Raw genomic sequence first — 17,078 nt, 5'->3', positions numbered from 1 at the left:
CTCCCGCAGCGGATGGCGGGCCAGCACCGCGTCCACCTCCGGCGTCAACGCCGCCGCCAGACGTGAGGTGGCCGGGCGGCTCTCGTCCCGCAGGGCGGCGACGGCGGCGAGCAGCACGTCACGTCGGCCGTCGGGGGTGCCGTCGGCGGCGCGCTCGTACAGCCGCGCGCCCTCCTCCAGGACCAGGTCCGTGTCCATGCCCGCCGGGATCTTGATCTGGGCGTGGTGGCGCCAGGTGGTGATCGGGTCGCCCCAGGCCTCCACCGTGTAGGTCCAGTGGCCCACGTCGCCGACGGTGACCGTGGCGCCCCAGCGGTCGGTGCCCGGGGCCAGTTCCCGCATCGGCGTCCAGGGGCCGGGACGGCCTTGCGGATCCGTCAGGACGACGTTTGCGGCGACCGCGTCATGGCCCTCCCGGAACACGGTGGCCGAGATCTCGAACGACTCGCCGGTCACGGCCTTGGCCGGCCTTCGCCCCTGCTGGACGACCGGGCGGACGTCGAGGACGGGTATGCGCCCGATGCCCGCGGCGGCGCCCGCGGGGGGTGGCTGCGGGGCCGGTGGTCCGGCGTCGGGGCGCACGGGGCGTGCTTCGGTGCTGGTCGTCGGGGGTGCTGACGAGTGGTGCGTGGCGGGCATGACCGCTCCTGTCCGCGTCAACGTGGGTGGGCGGATGGCTGTGGGGAGGTGGTCCTGCGGGTGGTTCCCGTGAACTGCCTGTGTGGTGTACCGGAGGAGCCTTCCCACCCTATTCGGGTACGCAATCCGGCACTTTGTTAACTACTCACGCGTATGTCTACACACAAGACCGGTCCCATTCGTGAACGAACGGGACCGGTCCGGGGACTGTGCCACTAAGAAGCCGGCACCTGCAGAAGTTCGTCCGGTGAGCCGAGGCCCCGGCCGGAGACCTTCCCGGACACCGCCAGCTTCACGAGTGCCTTGGCGACCTGGTCCGGTGTGGCCTTCGGATGGTCGGCCAGATACAGCGCGGCCGTGCCGGTGACGTGCGGGGTCGCCATCGACGTACCGGAGAAGGTCGCCTTCCCGGTGTCGCTCGCATAGGAGTCCGAGGTGATCGACACTCCGGGTGCGAACAGGTCCACGGCCGAGCCGAAGTTGGAGAAGCCCGCCCGCGCGTCCGTCCTGTCGGTCGCGCCGACCGTGAGGGCCTCCTTCACGTCCGCCGGGGAGTAGAGGGCGGCCGGCAGGCCGTCGTTCCCGGCGGCAACCGCGTACGTGACGCCCGACGCGATGGAGTTGCGTACGGCGGCGTCCAGCTGGGCGTTGTAGGAGCCGCCCAGGCTGAGGTTGGCGACCGCCGGTTTCCTCGCGTGCCTGGTCACCCAGTCGATGCCCGCGATGACCTGCGAGGTCGTACCGGAGCCGTCGTTGTCGAGGACACGGACGGCGACCACCTTGGCCTGCTTGGCGACGCCGTACCTGGTGCCGGCGATGGTGCCGGCGACATGGGTGCCGTGTCCGTTGCCGTCGGAGGCGGTCTTGTCGTTTCCGACGAAGTCCCACCCGTAGCTCGCCCGGCCGCCGAAGTCCTTGTGCGTGATGCGGATACCGGTGTCGATCACATACGCGGTGACACCGGCGCCCGCGGAGTCGGGCCAGGTGTAGCTCTTGTCCAGCGGCAGACTCGGCTGGTCGATCCGGTCCAGACCCCAGGACGGCGGGTTCTTCTGGGTGTGGTCGAGGGACACGCGCGTGTCCTGGACGACCGAGGCGACCTGCGAGTCGGCCGCGAGCAGCTTGGCCTGTCTCTCGTTGGCCTTGATGGCGTAGCCGTTGAGGACCGAGCCGTAGGTGTGGCTTATTTTTGCCCCGTACTTCTCGGCGATGCCCTTTCCGATCGCCGACGGAGCTTCCGTTCCCCCCTTGAGTGTCACCAGATAACTTCCGCTGACGGAGCCGGGCTCACCGGCGCCGAGTATCTGACCCTCCGGTGCGGCGTGCGCGGGCAGGGTGACGGCCGAGAGCGCGGCGGCGCAGGCCGCCGCGGTCAGACCCCCTGTCCAGCGCAGACGCCGTGTTCGCGTCCGTGCCATGGTCCGAGTTCCCCTCCATTGACTCCACTTGGCAGCCTCTCGTGCGGTGTAGAAGGCCCACAAGAGGGCCTACGGGGCGGAATCGGCCATGTCCGCCATGGCGGACGCGTGAAGGTTGCGGCGTTTTCCGGACGGCGTAGGAGTGTGGCCTGCTCTTGGACGTGGCGTGGTTGCGGAGCCCTCCGCACGGATACCGTCGAGGTTGACGACGAGGCGCACAGCGTTGTGCGTCCGCACAGCGACACGCGTCGAGGTGGAAAGTGAAGGCGATCCGTCGATTCACCGTCCGACCCGTTCTCCCCGAACCCCTGCGGCCGCTCAGCGATCTGGCCCGCAATCTGCGCTGGTCCTGGCATGCGGAGACCCGCGATCTGTTCCAGTCCGTCGACCCCGAGCGCTGGGCCGCCTCGGACGGCGATCCCGTACGGCTCCTGGGCAGCGTGTCGCCGGCGCGGCTCGCGGAGCTGGCGGGGGACCACCGCTTCCTGCGCCGACTGGCCGAGGTCTCGGGCGACCTGGACGACTACATGACCGGCGACCGCTGGTACCAGACCCACCCGGGTGAACTGCCCGCCGCCATCGCCTACTTCTCGCCGGAGTTCGGCATCACGGCCGCCCTGCCCCAGTACTCGGGCGGCCTCGGCATCCTGGCGGGCGACCATCTGAAGGCGGCCAGCGACCTCGGTGTGCCCCTGGTCGGGGTGGGCCTGCTCTACCGGCACGGCTACTTCCGCCAGTCGCTGTCCCGGGACGGCTGGCAGCAGGAGCACTACCCGGTCCTGGACCCCAACGAGCTGCCCGTGGCGCTCGTCGAGGAACCCGACGGCACCCCCGCCCAGGTCTCCCTCGCCCTGCCCGGCGGCCGCCGGCTGCACGCCCGTATCTGGCTCGCCCAGGTCGGCCGCGTCCCCCTGCTGATGCTCGACTCGGACGTCGAGGACAACAACTTCGGCGAGCGCGGGGTGACCGACCGGCTCTACGGCGGCGGCAGCGAGCACCGGCTGCTGCAGGAGATGCTGCTCGGCATAGGGGGAGTGCGGGCCGTACGGACCTACTGCCGGCTGACCGGCCACCCCGAACCCGAGGTCTTCCACACCAACGAGGGCCATGCCGGCTTCCTCGGCCTGGAGCGGATCGCGGAACTCTGCGAGGGCGGCCTTGACTTTGACTCCGCGCTGGAAGCGGTCCGCGCCGGCACCGTCTTCACCACCCACACCCCGGTCCCGGCCGGCATCGACCGGTTCGACCGGGAGCTGGTCGCCCACCACTTCGGCCCCGAAGCCGAACTCCCCGGCATCGACGTCGAACGCATCCTGCGCCTGGGCATGGAGACCTATCCCGGCGGCGAGCCGAACCTCTTCAACATGGCCGTGATGGGGCTGCGCCTGGGCCAGCGCGCCAACGGCGTCTCCCTGCTGCACGGTCATGTCAGCCGCGAGATGTTCTCCGGACTGTGGCCGGGATTCGACCCCGACGAGGTGCCGATCACCTCCGTGACCAACGGGGTGCACGCGCCCACCTGGGTCGCACCCGAGGTGTTCCGCCTCGGCGCCCGGCAGATCGGCGCGCAGCGCACCGAGGACGCGCTGACGGTCGGCGGCTCGGACCGCTGGGACGCGGTGGGGGACATCCCCGACCAGGACATCTGGGAGCTCAGGCGGAACCTGCGCGAGCAGCTGGTGGACGAGGTACGGGTGCGGCTGCGCGCCTCCTGGCGGCAACGCGGCGCGGGGACCGCGGAGCTGGGGTGGATCGACGGCGTCCTCGACCCGGACGTCCTCACCATCGGCTTCGCGCGCCGCGTCCCGTCGTACAAACGCCTGACCCTGATGCTGCGCGACCGCGACCGCCTCATGGACCTGCTGCTGCACCCGGAGCGCCCGATCCAGATCGTGGTCGCGGGCAAGGCCCACCCGGCGGACGACGGCGGAAAGCGCCTGGTCCAGGAACTGGTCCGGTTCGCCGACGACCCACGGGTGCGCCACCGCATCGTCTTCCTCCCCGACTACGGCATGGCGATGGCGCAGAAGCTCTACCCCGGCTGCGACATCTGGCTCAACAACCCGCTCCGCCCCCTGGAGGCCTGCGGCACCTCCGGCATGAAGGCGGCCCTGAACGGCTGCCTGAACCTCTCCGTCCTGGACGGCTGGTGGGACGAGTGGTTCCAGCCCGACTTCGGCTGGGCGATCCCGACGGCCGACGGCGCGGGCACCGACCCCGACCACCGCGACGCCATAGAGGCCGACGCACTCTACGACCTGCTGGAACAGCGGGTCGCCCCGCGTTTCTACGAGCGGGGGCAGCACGGTCTGCCCGACCGGTGGATCGAGATGGTCCGCCAGACGCTGACCCTGCTCGGCCCGAAGGTGCTGGCCGGCCGCATGGTCCGCGAGTACGTCGAGCGCCTCTACGCCCCGGCCGCCCACGCACACCGCGCCATGGACCCCGGCTCCGCCCGCGAACTCGCCGCCTGGAAGGCGAAGGTGCGGGCCGCCTGGCACGGCGTCACCGTCGACCACGTGGAGACGTCCGCCGCCATGGCCACCGCGGAACTCGGCAGCACGCTCGCTCTACGGGTCCGTGTGGGCCTGGGCGAGCTGGGCCCGGACGACGTGGAGGTCCAGGTCGTCTCCGGCCGCGTGGACCCCGAGGACCGCATCGCGGACGCGACGACCGTCCCCCTGAAACCGGCGGGCGGCCCCGACGCCGAAGGCAGGTGGTTCTACGAGGGCCCCCTCTCCCTCGACCGCACCGGTCCCTACGGCTACACGGTCCGCATCCTGCCGTCCCACCGACTGCTGGCGTCCGGGGTGGAACTGGGGCTGGTGGCGGTGCCTTCGGAGGAGACGGGGGAGGGTGCAGGGGTGCTGATGAGGTGACGGTCAGGTATTTCAGCCCGTCCGGCGTTTGAGGACGAGGCCGTTCAGGCCGAAAGCGGGGGGGCTGGGGGCGGCAGCCCCCAGTCACCGGCGCCTGCACCCCCCGCTCACCCCTCGGAGAGGGGCACGCACAACTGCCGCAAAACCTTCCCGCACCGCCGTGCGTACGCGTGCTGCAGGCCCCGCGTGGCCGCCCCGCCCGCCCGGGCGAACCACTTCGCGGGCCTGCTGAACGCGTACACCGTCAGCCACACCGTGCCATCACCGGTGCGCTCCACGAGGAAGAGTTCCTCGCCGCACTCCGGGTGGTCGGCCAGCGTGCCGTACGCCCAGCCCGCACGGCGGGGCTCCTCGACGGTGTAGACGATGCGGCACGGGGCCTTGATCACCCCGGCGAGGGTGACGGTGACGTCGACGTCCGGTGCGGCGCGCTCGGCGCTCGCGTCGATGCCCACGCCCAGCTCCCGGTGCATCTCCCAGGTGAGGACCGCCTCGGCCGCTCGGCGGAAGCAGGGTTCGCCCTCGCCGATGCGCGTGCGCACATGCATCGGGCGGAAGCCCGGCGGGCAGAAACCGACGCGGCTGGTGCCGCCGACGTCGTCGTAGGTGAAGTCCTCCAGGCGCATGGGACACAAGAGTAGGGCGGCACCCGGGAATGCCTCCGTCCCGGGTACCGCCCGCCGACCCCCCTCGGGTCAGTTCACGTTGACCGCGGACCAGGCCGCGGCGACCGTCTTGTACTCGGTGCTGCTGGAGCCGTACAGGCTCGCCGCCGCCGCCAGCGTGCCCGCGCGGGCCGCCTTGTAGTTGGTGGTCGAGGTGAACTGCTCGGTCAGCGCCTTGTACCAGATCTGCAGCGCCTTGTCCCGGCCGATACCGGTGACCGTGGAGCCGTTGGACGTCGGCGAGTTGTAGCTGACGCCGTTGATCGTCTTCGAACCGCTGCCCTCGGCCAGCAGGTAGAAGAAGTGGTTGGCGACACCGGACGAGTAGTGCACGTCCAGGTTGCCGACGGAGGAGGACCAGGAGTCCGCCGAGCCGCCGTCCTTGCTGGGCTTGTCGAAGTAGCGCAGCGGGGTGCCGTCGCCGTTGATGTTGATCTTCTCGCCGATGAGGTAGTCACCCTTGTCGGACGCGTTGTTGGCGTAGAACTCCACGCCGACGCCGCCGAGGATGTCGGAGGTCGCCTCGTTGAGGCCGCCGGACTCACCGCTGTAGTCGAGGCCGGCGGTGTTGGCGGTGACGCCGTGGGTCATCTCGTGGCCCGCCACGTCCAGCGAGGTCAGCGGGTCGGTGTTGTTGTCACCGTCGCCGTACGTCATGCAGAAGCAGCTGTCGTCCCAGAAGGCGTTGACGTACGAGCTGCCGTAGTGGACGCGGGAGTACGCGGCCACGCCGTCGTCCTTGATGCCGCTGCGGCCGAAGGTGTTCTTGTAGTAGTCCCAGGTCTCCTGCGCGCCGTAGGCGGCGTCGGCGGCGGCCGTCTGGTCGCTGGAGGAGCTGGAGGCGGTGCCGGTGCCGAAGGTGCTGGACGAGCTGGAGACCAGCGTGCCCTTGCCGGAGGTGCCCCGCTTGAGGTTGTACGTCTTGTGGCCGCCGCGGGTGGCGTCGGTCAGGTTGTACGTCGAGCCCGACTGGGTGACGCTGAGGCTGACCGTGCCCGAGTACAGCGTCTTGCCGGTACCGGTGGCGTTCTCGATGGCCTGGTACTGGAAGAGCTTCTTGCCCGTGGCCGCGTCGGTGATGACGTGCAGCGCGTTCGGCGTGCCGTCGTCCTGGAGGCCGCCGACGACGGTCTCGATGGCGAGGACGGGCTTGCCGGAGCCGGCCCAGACGACCGTGCGGGCCTTGTCCGCCGAGGTCTTGGCGGAGCCCGCGGCCTGGGCCGCGGTCAGCGCCTGCTTCTCGGCCTTGGCGGTGGTGATCTGCGGCTTGAGCGAGGCCACCTTGATGGCCGCCTGCGTCGCCTTGACGACGCTCTCGGTCTTGCCGGCCTTCGTCGCGACGACCAGGTCGCCGCCGAGGACGGGCAGGCCCGCGTAGGTGCGCTCGTAGCGGGTGTGGACCGTGCCGTCGGCGTCCTTGACGACGTCCTTGACGACCAGCTTCTCCTTGGTGCCGAGGCCTATCTTCTGCGCCGTGGCGGCGACGTCGGCCTGGGCCTGCTGGATGAGGGAGACGCGGGTCGCGGCCGACAACGCGGCGGGGGAGCCGGCCGTGCGGGCCGTGGCCGTGGAGTCCGCCTTGGTCTGGGCGGTGGCCGAACCGGTGGTCAGACCGGTGGTGAGCAGGGCTCCGGCGGCAACGGCGGTTGCGATGGCCAGAGTCGAGCGCTTGTGACGCGCGTAGAGGGGGGTCACACAAGCTCCTTGTGGTGGGGGAGTCCGGTACGGCGTGGGGCGCCCGTCCGGAGTTGCAGTGAAGTTGTGCGGCGGTTGTGAGGAAGAGTGACATCAAGGCGCGTACATGTCAGGACCCCGAAGTGATGTTGGCTGAAAAGCGACTCCCGGGTGAACATTTCGGGGATGTAAACGGGCGCCGCCCAGGGGAGTCGCACCCCGGAACGGCGCCCTGTCACCGATGCCGCCGCAGGCGGTCTACGGGAACGTCACCTTCCAGCTGTTGAGCGTGCCGACGTCCTGCGCGGCCTGGTCCTGGACCCTCAACTTCCAGGTGCCATTGGCCGTTTCGGACGAGGCGTTGACCGTGTACGTCGCCTGGACGTTGTCGGCCGAGTCCGAGGAACTGAAGTTCTTCAGACGGTACGCGGTGCCCGACGGGCCGAGCAGATCGATCACCAGGTCGCCCCGCCAGGTGTGCGTGATGTCGACGCTCACCTGGAGGTTGCTTGGCGCGTTTCCGCTCCTGCCGGAGACGGTGATCGACGAGGTGACGGCCGGCCCGTTGTCCGGGATCGCCACCGGGGTGGTGTTCTCGTACGAGGTCCCGGACCCGCCGCCCCCGCCGGAGCGGGAGCCGACCGCGACGGCCGCCCACGCGTCCTGCACGGCCTTGTACTCGGCGGAGGTGGTGCCGTACAGCTCACCGGCGGCCGCGAGCGTGCCGGTGCGTGCGCCCGCGTAGTTGGTGGTGGACGTCCACTTGGTGGTCAGCGCCCGGTACCAGATCTGCAGGGCCTTGTCGCGGCCGATGCCGGTGACCGGAAGGCCGTCCGAGGTGGGCGAGTTGTAGCTGACGCCGTTGATCACCTTGGCGCCGCTGCCCTCGCTCAGCAGGTAGAAGAAGTGGTTGGCGACGCCCGAGGAGTAGTGCACGTCGAGGTTGCCGACGCCCGAGTACCAGGAGTCGGCGGAGCCGCCGTCCTTGCTGGGCTTGTCCATGTAGCGCAGCGGGGTGCCGTCGCCGTTGATGTTGATCTTCTCGCCGATGAGGTAGTCACCGGGGTCGGACGCGTTGTTGGCGTAGAACTCGACGCCGACGCCGCCGAGGATGTCGGAGGTCGCCTCGTTGAGACCGCCCGACTCGCCGCTGTAGTTGAGGCCGGCGGTGTTGGCGGTGACGCCGTGGGTCATCTCGTGGCCCGCCACGTCCAGCGAGGTCAGCGGGTCCGCGTTGCCGGAGCCGTCGCCGTACGTCATGCAGAAGCAGCCGTCGTCCCAGAACGCGTTCACGTACGAGTTGCCGTAGTGGACGCGCGAGTAGGCGCCGACGCCGTTGTTCTTGATGCCGCTGCGGCCGAAGGTGTTCTTGTAGTAGTCCCAGGTCTCCGCGGCGCCGTAGTGCGCGTCCGCGCCCGCGGTCGCGGCGTTCGACGTGGTGCCGTTGCCCCATGTGTTGCTGCTCTGCGAGAACAGCGTGCCGGTGCCGGACGTGCCGTGGTTCAGGTTGTACGTCTTGTGGCCGCCGCGGTCGCCGTCGGTCAGGTTGTAGTTCGAGCCCGACTGGGTCGTCGTCAGCGAGACCGTGCCGCTGTACTGCGTGTTGCCGGTGCCGGTCGCGTTCTCGATGCCCTGGTACTCGAAGAGCTTCTTGCCGGTGGTGGCGTCCGTGATGACGTGCAACTGGTTCGGCGTGCCGTCGTCCTGGAAGCCGCCGATGACCGTCTCGTACGCGAGGACCGGCTTGCCGCTCGCCGCCCAGATCACCTTGCGGGCGCTGTCGGCGGCCGGCTTGGTCCCGCCGAGGGCCTTGGCGCGCTTCACGGCCTGCTGCTCGGCGGCCGCCTTGGTGATGCCCGGGGTGACGTCGGCGACCTTGATGGCGGCGTTCGTCGCCTTGATGACGTCCTTGGTGGCGCCCGACTTGGCGGTGTCGACGACCAGGTCGCCGCCGAGGACCGGCAGGCCGTCGTAGGTGCGCTCGTAGCGGGTGTGCAGGGTGCCGTCGGCGTCCTTGACGACGTCACGGACGACGAGCTTCTCCTTCGCGCCGAGGCCGATGTCCTTGGCGGTCTGCGCACGGGCGCTGTCGGCGTCGCGTATCAGCTCGGCGCGCTGGGAGGGGGAGAGTTTGACGGCCATGTGCGCCTTGTTCGCGGACGAGGCCTGGGCGGGGGCGGCGGACGCGGCGCCCGACTGGACGGCCGCGGCGAGCAGTGCGGTGACGCCGGCGACGGCGACGATGTGGGAGGTGCGTCTGCGAGAGGAACTGCTTCTCAACACTGACTCCTTCTGCGTGGCCGCGGGTCGCGCGGCCAGGGAGATCCGGACGGTGGGTCGACCGTCCGGGCAGAACTGGGGGTGGAGCTTGTGGGGTTGCTGTGTTGAAGCTGTGGGAAGGGTGGCAGGAGATTCCCGCCCTGTCAGGAGCGCGTCACAAAGTTGGCCGGAAATGGTTCGTTGTCCGGTTGTTCATGTTCGGTATCCGAACCAGATGGGTGATCGTGAGGGGAAAGCGCGTCTACGACGGCTCGCCGTGCCAGGTGTGCCAGAGCGCCGCGTACGCCCCGTCCGCCGCCACGAGCTCTTCGTGCGTGCCGAGTTCGGTGAGCCGGCCGTCCTCCATCACGGCCACCCGGTCCGCGTCGTGGGCGGTGTGCAGCCGGTGGGCGATGGCGATGACCGTGCGGCCCTCGAGGACGGCGGCCAGGGCGCGCTCGGTGTGGCGGGCGGTGGTCGGGTCGAGGAGTGCGGTGGCCTCGTCGAGGATCAGGGTGTGCGGGTCGGCCAGGACCACGCGGGCGAGGGCGAGCTGCTGGGCCTGGGAGCCGTCGGTGCGGGTGCCGCCGTCTCCGAGCGGGGTGTCCAGGCCGTTTGGCAGTTCGCGCACCCAGTCGTCGGCTCCCACCGCCGTCAGGGCCGCCCACAACTCCTCGTCCGTGGCGGCCGGTTCGGCGATCAGCAGGTTGTCGCGGACCGAGCCGAGGAACACATGGTGCTCCTGAGTGACCAGGACGACCTGGCGGCGCAGCTGCTCGGGCCCGAGGTCGACGACGGGCACCCCACCGACGGTCACCGTGCCCTCGGTGGGCGCGTCGACCCCTGCCAGCAGCCTGCTCAGCGTGGTCTTTCCGGCGCCCGAGGGGCCCACCACCGCGAGCCGCTCGCCGGGCCGTACGGTCAGGTCGACGCCGTGCAGCACCTCGCCGCCGCGCTCGTAGGCGTACCGCACCCCGGCCACGTCGAAGCGGTCGTCCGCCGGAGCGGGCGCCTCGGCCTGCTGCGCGCGGGGCGCACGCGCCAGGCCCTCCACGCGGGCGAAGGAGGCGCTGCTGTTCTGCAGTTGCTCGACCCGCATCAGGATCTCGTCGAGGGGCCCGCTCAGCCGCTGCAGATACAGGGCCGCCGTCACGACCGCACCGAGACTGAGCGTGCCGCGTCCGTGCAGCACCCCGCCGACCAGCAGGACCGCGGACACCGGAACCAGGTAGGAGACCTCCACCGCCGGGAAGAACACGGTGCGCAGGAACAGCGTGTACAGCCGGGTGCGCCGGGACGTCTCCAGCGCGTCCCGGCTCGCGGCGATCCGCCGCTGCTCCAGCCGCAGCGCCTCGACCGTGCGGGCACCGGACGCGGTCGCCGCGAGGATCTCGGCGACCTCGGAGGTGGCGGCCCCCTCGGCGAGATAGCCGTCGCGGGCCCGGCGCAGATACCAGCGCAGCGCGCACCAGATGCCGACCAGACCGAGCAGGCCGCACCCGCCGAGCAGCGGGTTCAGCCAGAACACCGCGACGAGCAGGAACAGTGCCTGCACGCTGTTGATGAGCAGTTCGGGCCCGACGTCACGCAGCGTCGTGCCGACCGTGGCCACGTCGGCCGTCCCGCGCGCCGTCAGATCGCCGGTGCCGGCCCGCTCCACGACCGCCGCGGGCAGCGCGAGCGCCCGGTCGACGAACTCCTCGCGCACGCGGGCCAGGGTCCGCTCCCCGAAGCGGTGTCCCACATAGCGGGCCCAGCGGGCGAGTACCAGCTGCGCCAGCGAGCACAGCAGGATCCACAGCGCCAGCCGGTCGACGGCGCCCACGCCGTGTCCGGCCCGCACCTCGTCGATGATCCGGCCGACCAGCCAGGGTCCGGCGAGTCCGGCGCCGGCCGCCAGTGCGTTGAGTGCGAGCACGGTGCTGAAGGCGCGGGCGTCGGCCCGTACGAGGCGGACCATGGCCCGGCGTACGTCCTGCCGTTCGGCCACGGGGAGGTGGCCTGATCGTGTCGTCATCGGACCGTCTCCTCGGCGTCCCGGGCGACGAGGGCGCGGTAACCCGGCTCGGCTTCGAGTAGGTCGCGGTGGTTTCCGGTGGCCGCCACCTTGCCGTCGACGAGGTAGTGCACGGTGTCCGCGCGGTCCAGCACGAGGGGGGATGTGGTCGTGACCACTGTCGTACGGCCTTCCCGTGCCGCCCGCAGTCGCTGTGCCACCCGGGCTTCGGTGTGGGCGTCCAGGGCGGATGTCGGTTCGACGGCGAGCAGGATCTCGGGGTCGGCCGCGAGTGCCCTTGCCAGGCGGACGCGTTGTCTTTGGCCGCCGGAGAGATTGCGGGCCTGGGGGTCTATTGCCGAGGCCAGGTTGTCGGGCAAGCCCTGGACTATGTCGTCTGCGACGGCTGCGTGGATTGATTTGAGCAGGTGCGCCTCAGAGGGTGCCTCGGCTTGTTGTCGGGCGTCTGCTACTTCGTCGTGGCTGGTCGCGCCGTTCCCCGCGCCCCTGAAGGCCGCAGCGCCCAGTACATCGCGCAGGGAGCCTGCGAACAGGTCTGCCTCGTGGTCGGCCACCAGGATGCGACGCCTGACCTGCTTCAGCTCGATCTCGTCCAGAGGGATGCCGTCCCAGGTTGCCCTCGACGGTGCGTACCGGCCCAGGCGGTCGACCACTGTTGCGGCATCCGCGGGGCGGGCGCTTGCCAAGGCGGTCAGGTGGCCCGGGTGGATTCGTACGCCCGACTCCGGGTCGTGCAGTACCGCCGGCCCCGCAGGGGCGTCCCGGGTGCCGGTGTCGGCCAGTGGCTCCAACTGCAGGAAGCGTACGACCCGTCGCGCCGACACCAGGCCGCGGCTGATCTGGTAGCCGCACTCCACCCAGAACGCCACCGGACCGACCAGGACGGCCACGTAGCCGTACACCGATACCAACTGGCCGATGGTGATGGACCCTTGGGCGGCCAGGCGGGCCGCCAGCCAGGTGACCACTGCGAGGAACAGGGTCGGCAGTCCGATGCCGAGCGCCTGGACCCAGCTGGTGACCGCTCCGACCCGGTAGCCCTGGCGGCGCAGTCGCTGGGAGTCGTGGTGGAAGGCGTCTGCGAACAGGCCCTTGCCGCCGAGGCCGTTGAGGACGCGCAGGCCGCCCGCGAGGTCGGCGATCCGGGCCGTGAGGACGCCCTGCCGGTTGCGGTACTCGGTCTCCGCGCCCTGCAGACGGGTCAGCAACGGTCCGACCAGGACGACGATCAGGGGGATGCCGAGCAGGACGACCGCGGCGATCAGAGGCGAGACCGACAGGAGAACGGCCGCGACCACCAGGTAGGCGACCACCGCCCCCACCCCGGGGCCGACCACCGTCAGTGACTGGCTGATCGTCTGTACGTCGCCGACCCCGATGGTGACGACCTCCCCGGCCCCCACCTGCCGCGGCAGCGCGGCGCCCAGCCGGACCGCCTGGCCGACGATCACCTTGACCGTGCGGAAGTTGGCGTCCATCCGCACCCGTGTCATCGTGCGGTGCCGCATGATGCTCAGCCAGGCGTTGAACGACCCCACCGCGAAGAGCGCCGCGGTCCAGCCCGCCAGTGCCGGGTAGTCACCGGGCTCCAGCCCGTCGTCGATCGCCCTGGAGAGGAGATACGGCGTCGCGGCCAGCAGCACCATCCACACGCTGCCCAGCACCGCCCCGGCGAGCGACCGGCCGGGCTGGCGGCGCACCAGCCACAGCAGATAGCGGGCGCCCCCGCGGCTGTCGGGCTCGCCCGGATCCTCGTACGCGTCGATCATGCTCCCCCGATCCCTGCCTGTCCCTACGCCAGACTGTCCCGCCACGCCCGGTGCAGGTCCGCGAACCGCCCGGTGCCTTCGATGAGTTCGGTCGGGCTGCCGTCCTCCACGATCCGCCCGTGCTCCATGACCAGCACCCGGTCCGCGATCTCGACGGTCGACAGCCGGTGCGCGATGACCACGGCCGTACGGCCGCGCAGGACCGTCAGCATCGCCCGCTGCACCGCCCGTTCGCCCGGGATGTCGAGCGAGCTGGTCGCCTCGTCGAGGATCAGCACGGCCGGGTCGGCGAGCAGCGCCCGGGCGAAGGCCACGAGCTGGCGCTGGCCCGCGGAGATACGGCCGCCCCGCTTCCGTACGTCCGTGTCGTAGCCGTCGGGCAGGGCGCTGATGAACTCGTGCGCTCCGATCGCCTTCGCCGCCTGCTCGATCTGCTCGCGGGTCGCGTCCGGGCGGCCGATGGCGATGTTCTCGGCGACCGTGCCGGAGAACAGGAACGCCTCCTGCGTCACCATCACCACCCCGCGCCGCAGCTCGGGCACGGCGAGATCGCGCAGGTCGACGCCGTCCAGCAGGACCCGCCCGGCGGAGGGGTCGTAGAAGCGGGCCAGCAGCTTGGCGAGGGTCGACTTGCCGGCGCCCGTCGAACCGACGACCGCGACCGTCTGCCCGGCGGGGATCGTCAGGTCGAAGACCGGCAGGACCTCGCCGCCGGTGCGGTAGCCGAAGCTGACGCCGTCGAAGACGACCTCCCGGCCCGGGTGCTCGCTCTCCCGTACCGGAAGTTCCACGGGAGTCGACGGCTCCGGCACGGACGGTGTCTGCGCCAGCAGCCCGGCGATCTTCTCCAGGGAGGCCGCCGCCGACTGGTACGAGTTCAGGAACATGCCGAGGCGGTCGATCGGGTCGTAGAGGCGGCGCAGATAGAGCACCGCGGCCGCCAGCACGCCCAGCTCCAGCGAGCCGCCCGCCACCCGGTAGGCGCCCCACAGCACGATCACCGCGACGGCCGTGTTGGCGACCAGCCGGGAGCCGACGACATAGCGGGCCATCTCCAGCATGGCGTCGCCGTTGACCCGCTCGTGCCGCCGGTTCAGCGTCAGGAAGTCGGCGTCGTTGGCGGCCTCGCGGCGGAACGCGCGCACCGGCCGGATGCCGTTCATGGTCTCGACGAACTTGACGATGACGGCCGCGATGGCCGTGGACCGCACCCGGTACACCCGTACCGCGCGCCGCTGGTAGAGCCGTACCAGCAGGTACAGCGGCACGAAGGACGCCACGGCGACGGCGCCGAGCCCCAGGTCCAGCCAGAGCAGCATCGCCGAGATGTAGACGAAGGACAGGATGACCGTGATGAGTTCCTGCAGGCCTTCGTTGAGCAGTTCCCGCAGCGACTCCACGTCCGCCGTCGACCGGGAGATCAGGCGACCGCTCGTGTAGCGCTCGTGGAAGTCGATGCTCAGCGCCTGCGCATGGCGGAAGATACGGCCGCGCAGATCGAGCAGGACGTCCTGGCTGACCCGGGCGGAGGTGATGATGAACGCGTACTGCAGTGCGCCGGAGACCAGCGCGCACAGCAGATAGCCCGCGGCCACCGCGATCAGCGGGCCGTGGTCGTGGTCCCGGAACGCCGGTACGGCCTTGTCGATCGCGTACGCCACCAGCAGCGGGCCCGCCTGCACCGCCGCCTGCTGGAGCAGCAGCAGGAGCGTGGTGACGGCGACGCGGGCCTTCATGGGGGCGAGCAGGGAGCGCAGCAGGCCGGCGGTGGCGCCCGGCGGAGTGGGCAGGACGTCCCGGTCGAAGGGGTCGCCGGCGTCCTTGGGGCGGGGGAGGTCCGGCTCGTCGTCCGCCGTGGGGACGGAGGTGGTGGGGGCCGTCATCGCTCGTCCTCCGCTTCTGAGGTCCCGGACATCAGATGGGCGTACTCGGCGTTCGTGCGCAGCAGTTCGTGATGCGTGCCGACGGCGGTGATGCGGCCGCCGGACAGCAGCGCGACCCGGTCGGCGAGCAGGACCGTGGAGGGGCGGTGCGCCACGATGAGCGCCGTGGTGTCCGCGAGGACGTCCCGCAGGGCGGCCTCGACCGCCGCCTCGGTGTGCACGTCGAGGGCGGACAGAGGGTCGTCCAGGACGAGGAACCTGGGTCTGCCCACGACGGCCCGCGCCAGTGCCAGCCGCTGCCGCTGCCCGCCGGAGAGGCTGAGGCCCTGCTCACCGACCTGGGTGTCCGTGCCCTGGGGCAGCGCATGCGCGAACTCGGCCTGCGCGACGGCGAGGGCGCGGTTCAGCTCGGCGTCGCCCGCACCGTCCCGGGCGCCCATGAGCACGTTGTCCCCGACGGTCGCGGAGAAGAGCGTGGGTTCCTCGAAGGCGACGGCGACGAGGGTGCGGAGTTCCTCGCGGGACATGGCGGTGATGTCCTCGCCGTCGAGGGTGATGTGGCCCGACGTGACCTCGTGGAGGCGGGGGACGAGGGCGGTCAGCGTCGTCTTGCCGCTGCCGGTCGCGCCCACCAGGGCCATGGATTCGCCTGGGCGGATGTGGAGGTCGATGCGGTCGAGGACGGGCGGGGAGTCGCAGGGGGCGTCCGGGTAACGGAACCGTACGTCGTGGAACCGCAAGCCTCGGGCAGCTGCCGGCAGGCGTGCCGAGTCGCGCACCCCGCCCTCCGCCCGCTCCGCCTCCGGCGCCTCGTCCATCACCTCGAAGTACCGCTCCGTGGCAGTAGCCGCCTCCTGGCTCATGGCCAGCAGGAACCCGATCGAGTCCACCGGCCACCGCAGCGCGAGCGCCGTCGACAGGAACGCCACCAAGGTCCCCGCGGACAGCGAACCGTCGGCCACCTGGACAGTCCCCAGCACCAGCGCCGCCCCGATCGCCACCTCCGGCAGCGTCACGATCACGCCCCAGATCGTGGCGAGCAGCCCCGCCTTCCGCAGCTCCGTCCTCCGCAGTGTCCGGGTCAGCTCGCGGAACGCCCGTGCCTGGCTGCGGTGACGCCCGAACCCCTTGATGATCCGGATGCCGAGCACGCTCTCCTCGACGACGGTCGTCAGATCGCCGACCTGGTCCTGCGCGAGCCGCGCCACATCCGCGTACCGCTTCTCGAAGATCACGCAGGTGACCATCACGGGGACGGCCGGCCCCAGGATCACCAGCCCGAGCGTCCAGTCCTGGAGCAGCATGATCACCACGCCGACAAGGATCGTCACCCCGTTGACCAGCAGGAACGTCATCGGGAAGGCGAGGAACATGCGCAGCAGCATCAGGTCCGTCGTGCCGCGCGAGAGCAACTGGCCCGAGGCCCAGCGGTCATGGAAGGCGACCGGCAGCCGCTGCAGATGCCGGTACAGGTCCGCCCGCATCCCCGCCTCGATGCCGGCGAGCGGCCGCGCCACCAGCCACCGCCGCAGCCCGAACAGCAGTGCCTCCCCGAGCCCGAGGAGCAGCAGGTACAGCGCGCCGAGCCACACGCCCGCCGGGTCCCGGTCGGCGACCGGCCCGTCCACCATCCACTTCAGGACGAGCGGGATCACGAGGCCCGTACAGGAGGCGAGCACGGCGACGAACGCGGCGGTGAACAGCCGCGCCCGCACGGGCCGTACGTACGGCCACAGCCGCAGCAGGGTGCGCACGGCCGATCGGTCGGTGGTTTCGCCGGGGTCCTTGGTGGTTGCACGTGTCGAGGGCATCGTCTGTGAGCCTACGGATCGGCACTGACAACGCCCACCGAGTTTTGGCCGGACCCGGCTCGGC

Annotated in this window: 10 protein-coding genes; 1 reads left to right on the top strand and 9 read right to left on the bottom strand. The window is 70.9% G+C overall.

What is annotated here, in order from left to right:
• Window positions 1-639 (bottom strand): maltotransferase domain-containing protein (locus tag ABD355_RS35310; RefSeq protein ID WP_344405021.1); only part of this gene is annotated, 639 nt, incomplete at its 3' end.
• Window positions 640-854: 215 nt separating this feature from the next.
• Entirely contained in the window at window positions 855-2,057 is a 1,203-nt protein-coding gene (locus ABD355_RS35305; protein ID WP_344405020.1) for a S8 family peptidase, read from the bottom strand.
• A 260-nt stretch (window positions 2,058-2,317) separates the two neighbouring features.
• Between ABD355_RS35305 and ABD355_RS35300 the strand changes: the two genes are divergently transcribed.
• Entirely contained in the window at window positions 2,318-4,936 is a 2,619-nt protein-coding gene (locus ABD355_RS35300; protein ID WP_344405019.1) for a glycosyltransferase family 1 protein, read from the top strand.
• 107 nt (window positions 4,937-5,043) lie between these two features.
• Here ABD355_RS35300 and ABD355_RS35295 read toward each other — a convergent pair whose 3' ends face one another.
• The 7 genes from ABD355_RS35295 to ABD355_RS35265 form a co-directional block, all read right to left on the bottom strand.
• A complete protein-coding gene (locus tag ABD355_RS35295; protein WP_344405018.1) occupies window positions 5,044-5,562 on the bottom strand; it encodes a DUF1990 domain-containing protein in 519 nt (172 codons plus the stop codon).
• Between the two features lie 69 nt (window positions 5,563-5,631).
• Window positions 5,632-7,296, bottom strand: a complete 1,665-nt coding sequence (locus ABD355_RS35290; protein ID WP_344405017.1) for a M4 family metallopeptidase — start codon at window positions 7,294-7,296, stop codon at window positions 5,632-5,634.
• Window positions 7,297-7,533: 237 nt separating this feature from the next.
• Window positions 7,534-9,555: a M4 family metallopeptidase gene (locus tag ABD355_RS35285; RefSeq protein ID WP_344405016.1), complete on the bottom strand. Its 2,022-nt coding sequence runs from the start codon at window positions 9,553-9,555 to the stop codon at window positions 7,534-7,536.
• Window positions 9,556-9,796: 241 nt separating this feature from the next.
• Window positions 9,797-11,551, bottom strand: coding sequence for an ABC transporter ATP-binding protein (locus tag ABD355_RS35280; protein WP_344405014.1), 1,755 nt, complete (start codon window positions 11,549-11,551; stop codon window positions 9,797-9,799).
• The gene (locus ABD355_RS35275) at window positions 11,548-13,320 is read right to left on the bottom strand and encodes an ABC transporter transmembrane domain-containing protein (RefSeq protein ID WP_344405013.1); all 1,773 of its coding nucleotides are present in this window, start codon (window positions 13,318-13,320) and stop codon (window positions 11,548-11,550) included. Before ABD355_RS35275 ends, ABD355_RS35280 begins: the two co-directional genes overlap by 4 nt.
• A gap of 23 nt (window positions 13,321-13,343) precedes the next feature.
• Window positions 13,344-15,203: an ABC transporter ATP-binding protein gene (locus tag ABD355_RS35270; RefSeq protein WP_344405012.1), complete on the bottom strand. Its 1,860-nt coding sequence runs from the start codon at window positions 15,201-15,203 to the stop codon at window positions 13,344-13,346.
• Window positions 15,200-17,014 carry an ABC transporter ATP-binding protein gene (locus ABD355_RS35265; RefSeq protein WP_344405010.1) on the bottom strand — a complete coding sequence of 605 codons (1,815 nt, stop codon included), beginning with the start codon at window positions 17,012-17,014 and terminating at the stop codon, window positions 15,200-15,202. Before ABD355_RS35265 ends, ABD355_RS35270 begins: the two co-directional genes overlap by 4 nt.
• Window positions 17,015-17,078 lie beyond the last annotated feature (64 nt).

The sequence above is a fragment of the Streptomyces longisporus genome, from assembly GCF_039532765.1.
GTDB classification, from domain to species: domain Bacteria; phylum Actinomycetota; class Actinomycetes; order Streptomycetales; family Streptomycetaceae; genus Streptomyces; species Streptomyces longisporus.
This window is presented reverse-complemented; position numbering and strand designations above follow the sequence as displayed.

What these genes read in the sequence shown, in the direction of transcription:
- ABD355_RS35275 (WP_344405013.1), bottom strand. Translation starts at nt 13,320, where the DNA reads ATGATCGACGCGTACGAGGATCCGGGCGAGCCCGACAGCCGCGGGGGC.
- ABD355_RS35305 (WP_344405020.1), bottom strand. Translation starts at nt 2,057, where the DNA reads ATGGCACGGACGCGAACACGGCGTCTGCGCTGGACAGGGGGTCTGACC.
- ABD355_RS35270 (WP_344405012.1), bottom strand. Translation starts at nt 15,203, where the DNA reads ATGACGGCCCCCACCACCTCCGTCCCCACGGCGGACGACGAGCCGGAC.
- ABD355_RS35265 (WP_344405010.1), bottom strand. Translation starts at nt 17,014, where the DNA reads ATGCCCTCGACACGTGCAACCACCAAGGACCCCGGCGAAACCACCGAC.
- ABD355_RS35295 (WP_344405018.1), bottom strand. Translation starts at nt 5,562, where the DNA reads ATGCGCCTGGAGGACTTCACCTACGACGACGTCGGCGGCACCAGCCGC.
- ABD355_RS35280 (WP_344405014.1), bottom strand. Translation starts at nt 11,551, where the DNA reads ATGACGACACGATCAGGCCACCTCCCCGTGGCCGAACGGCAGGACGTA.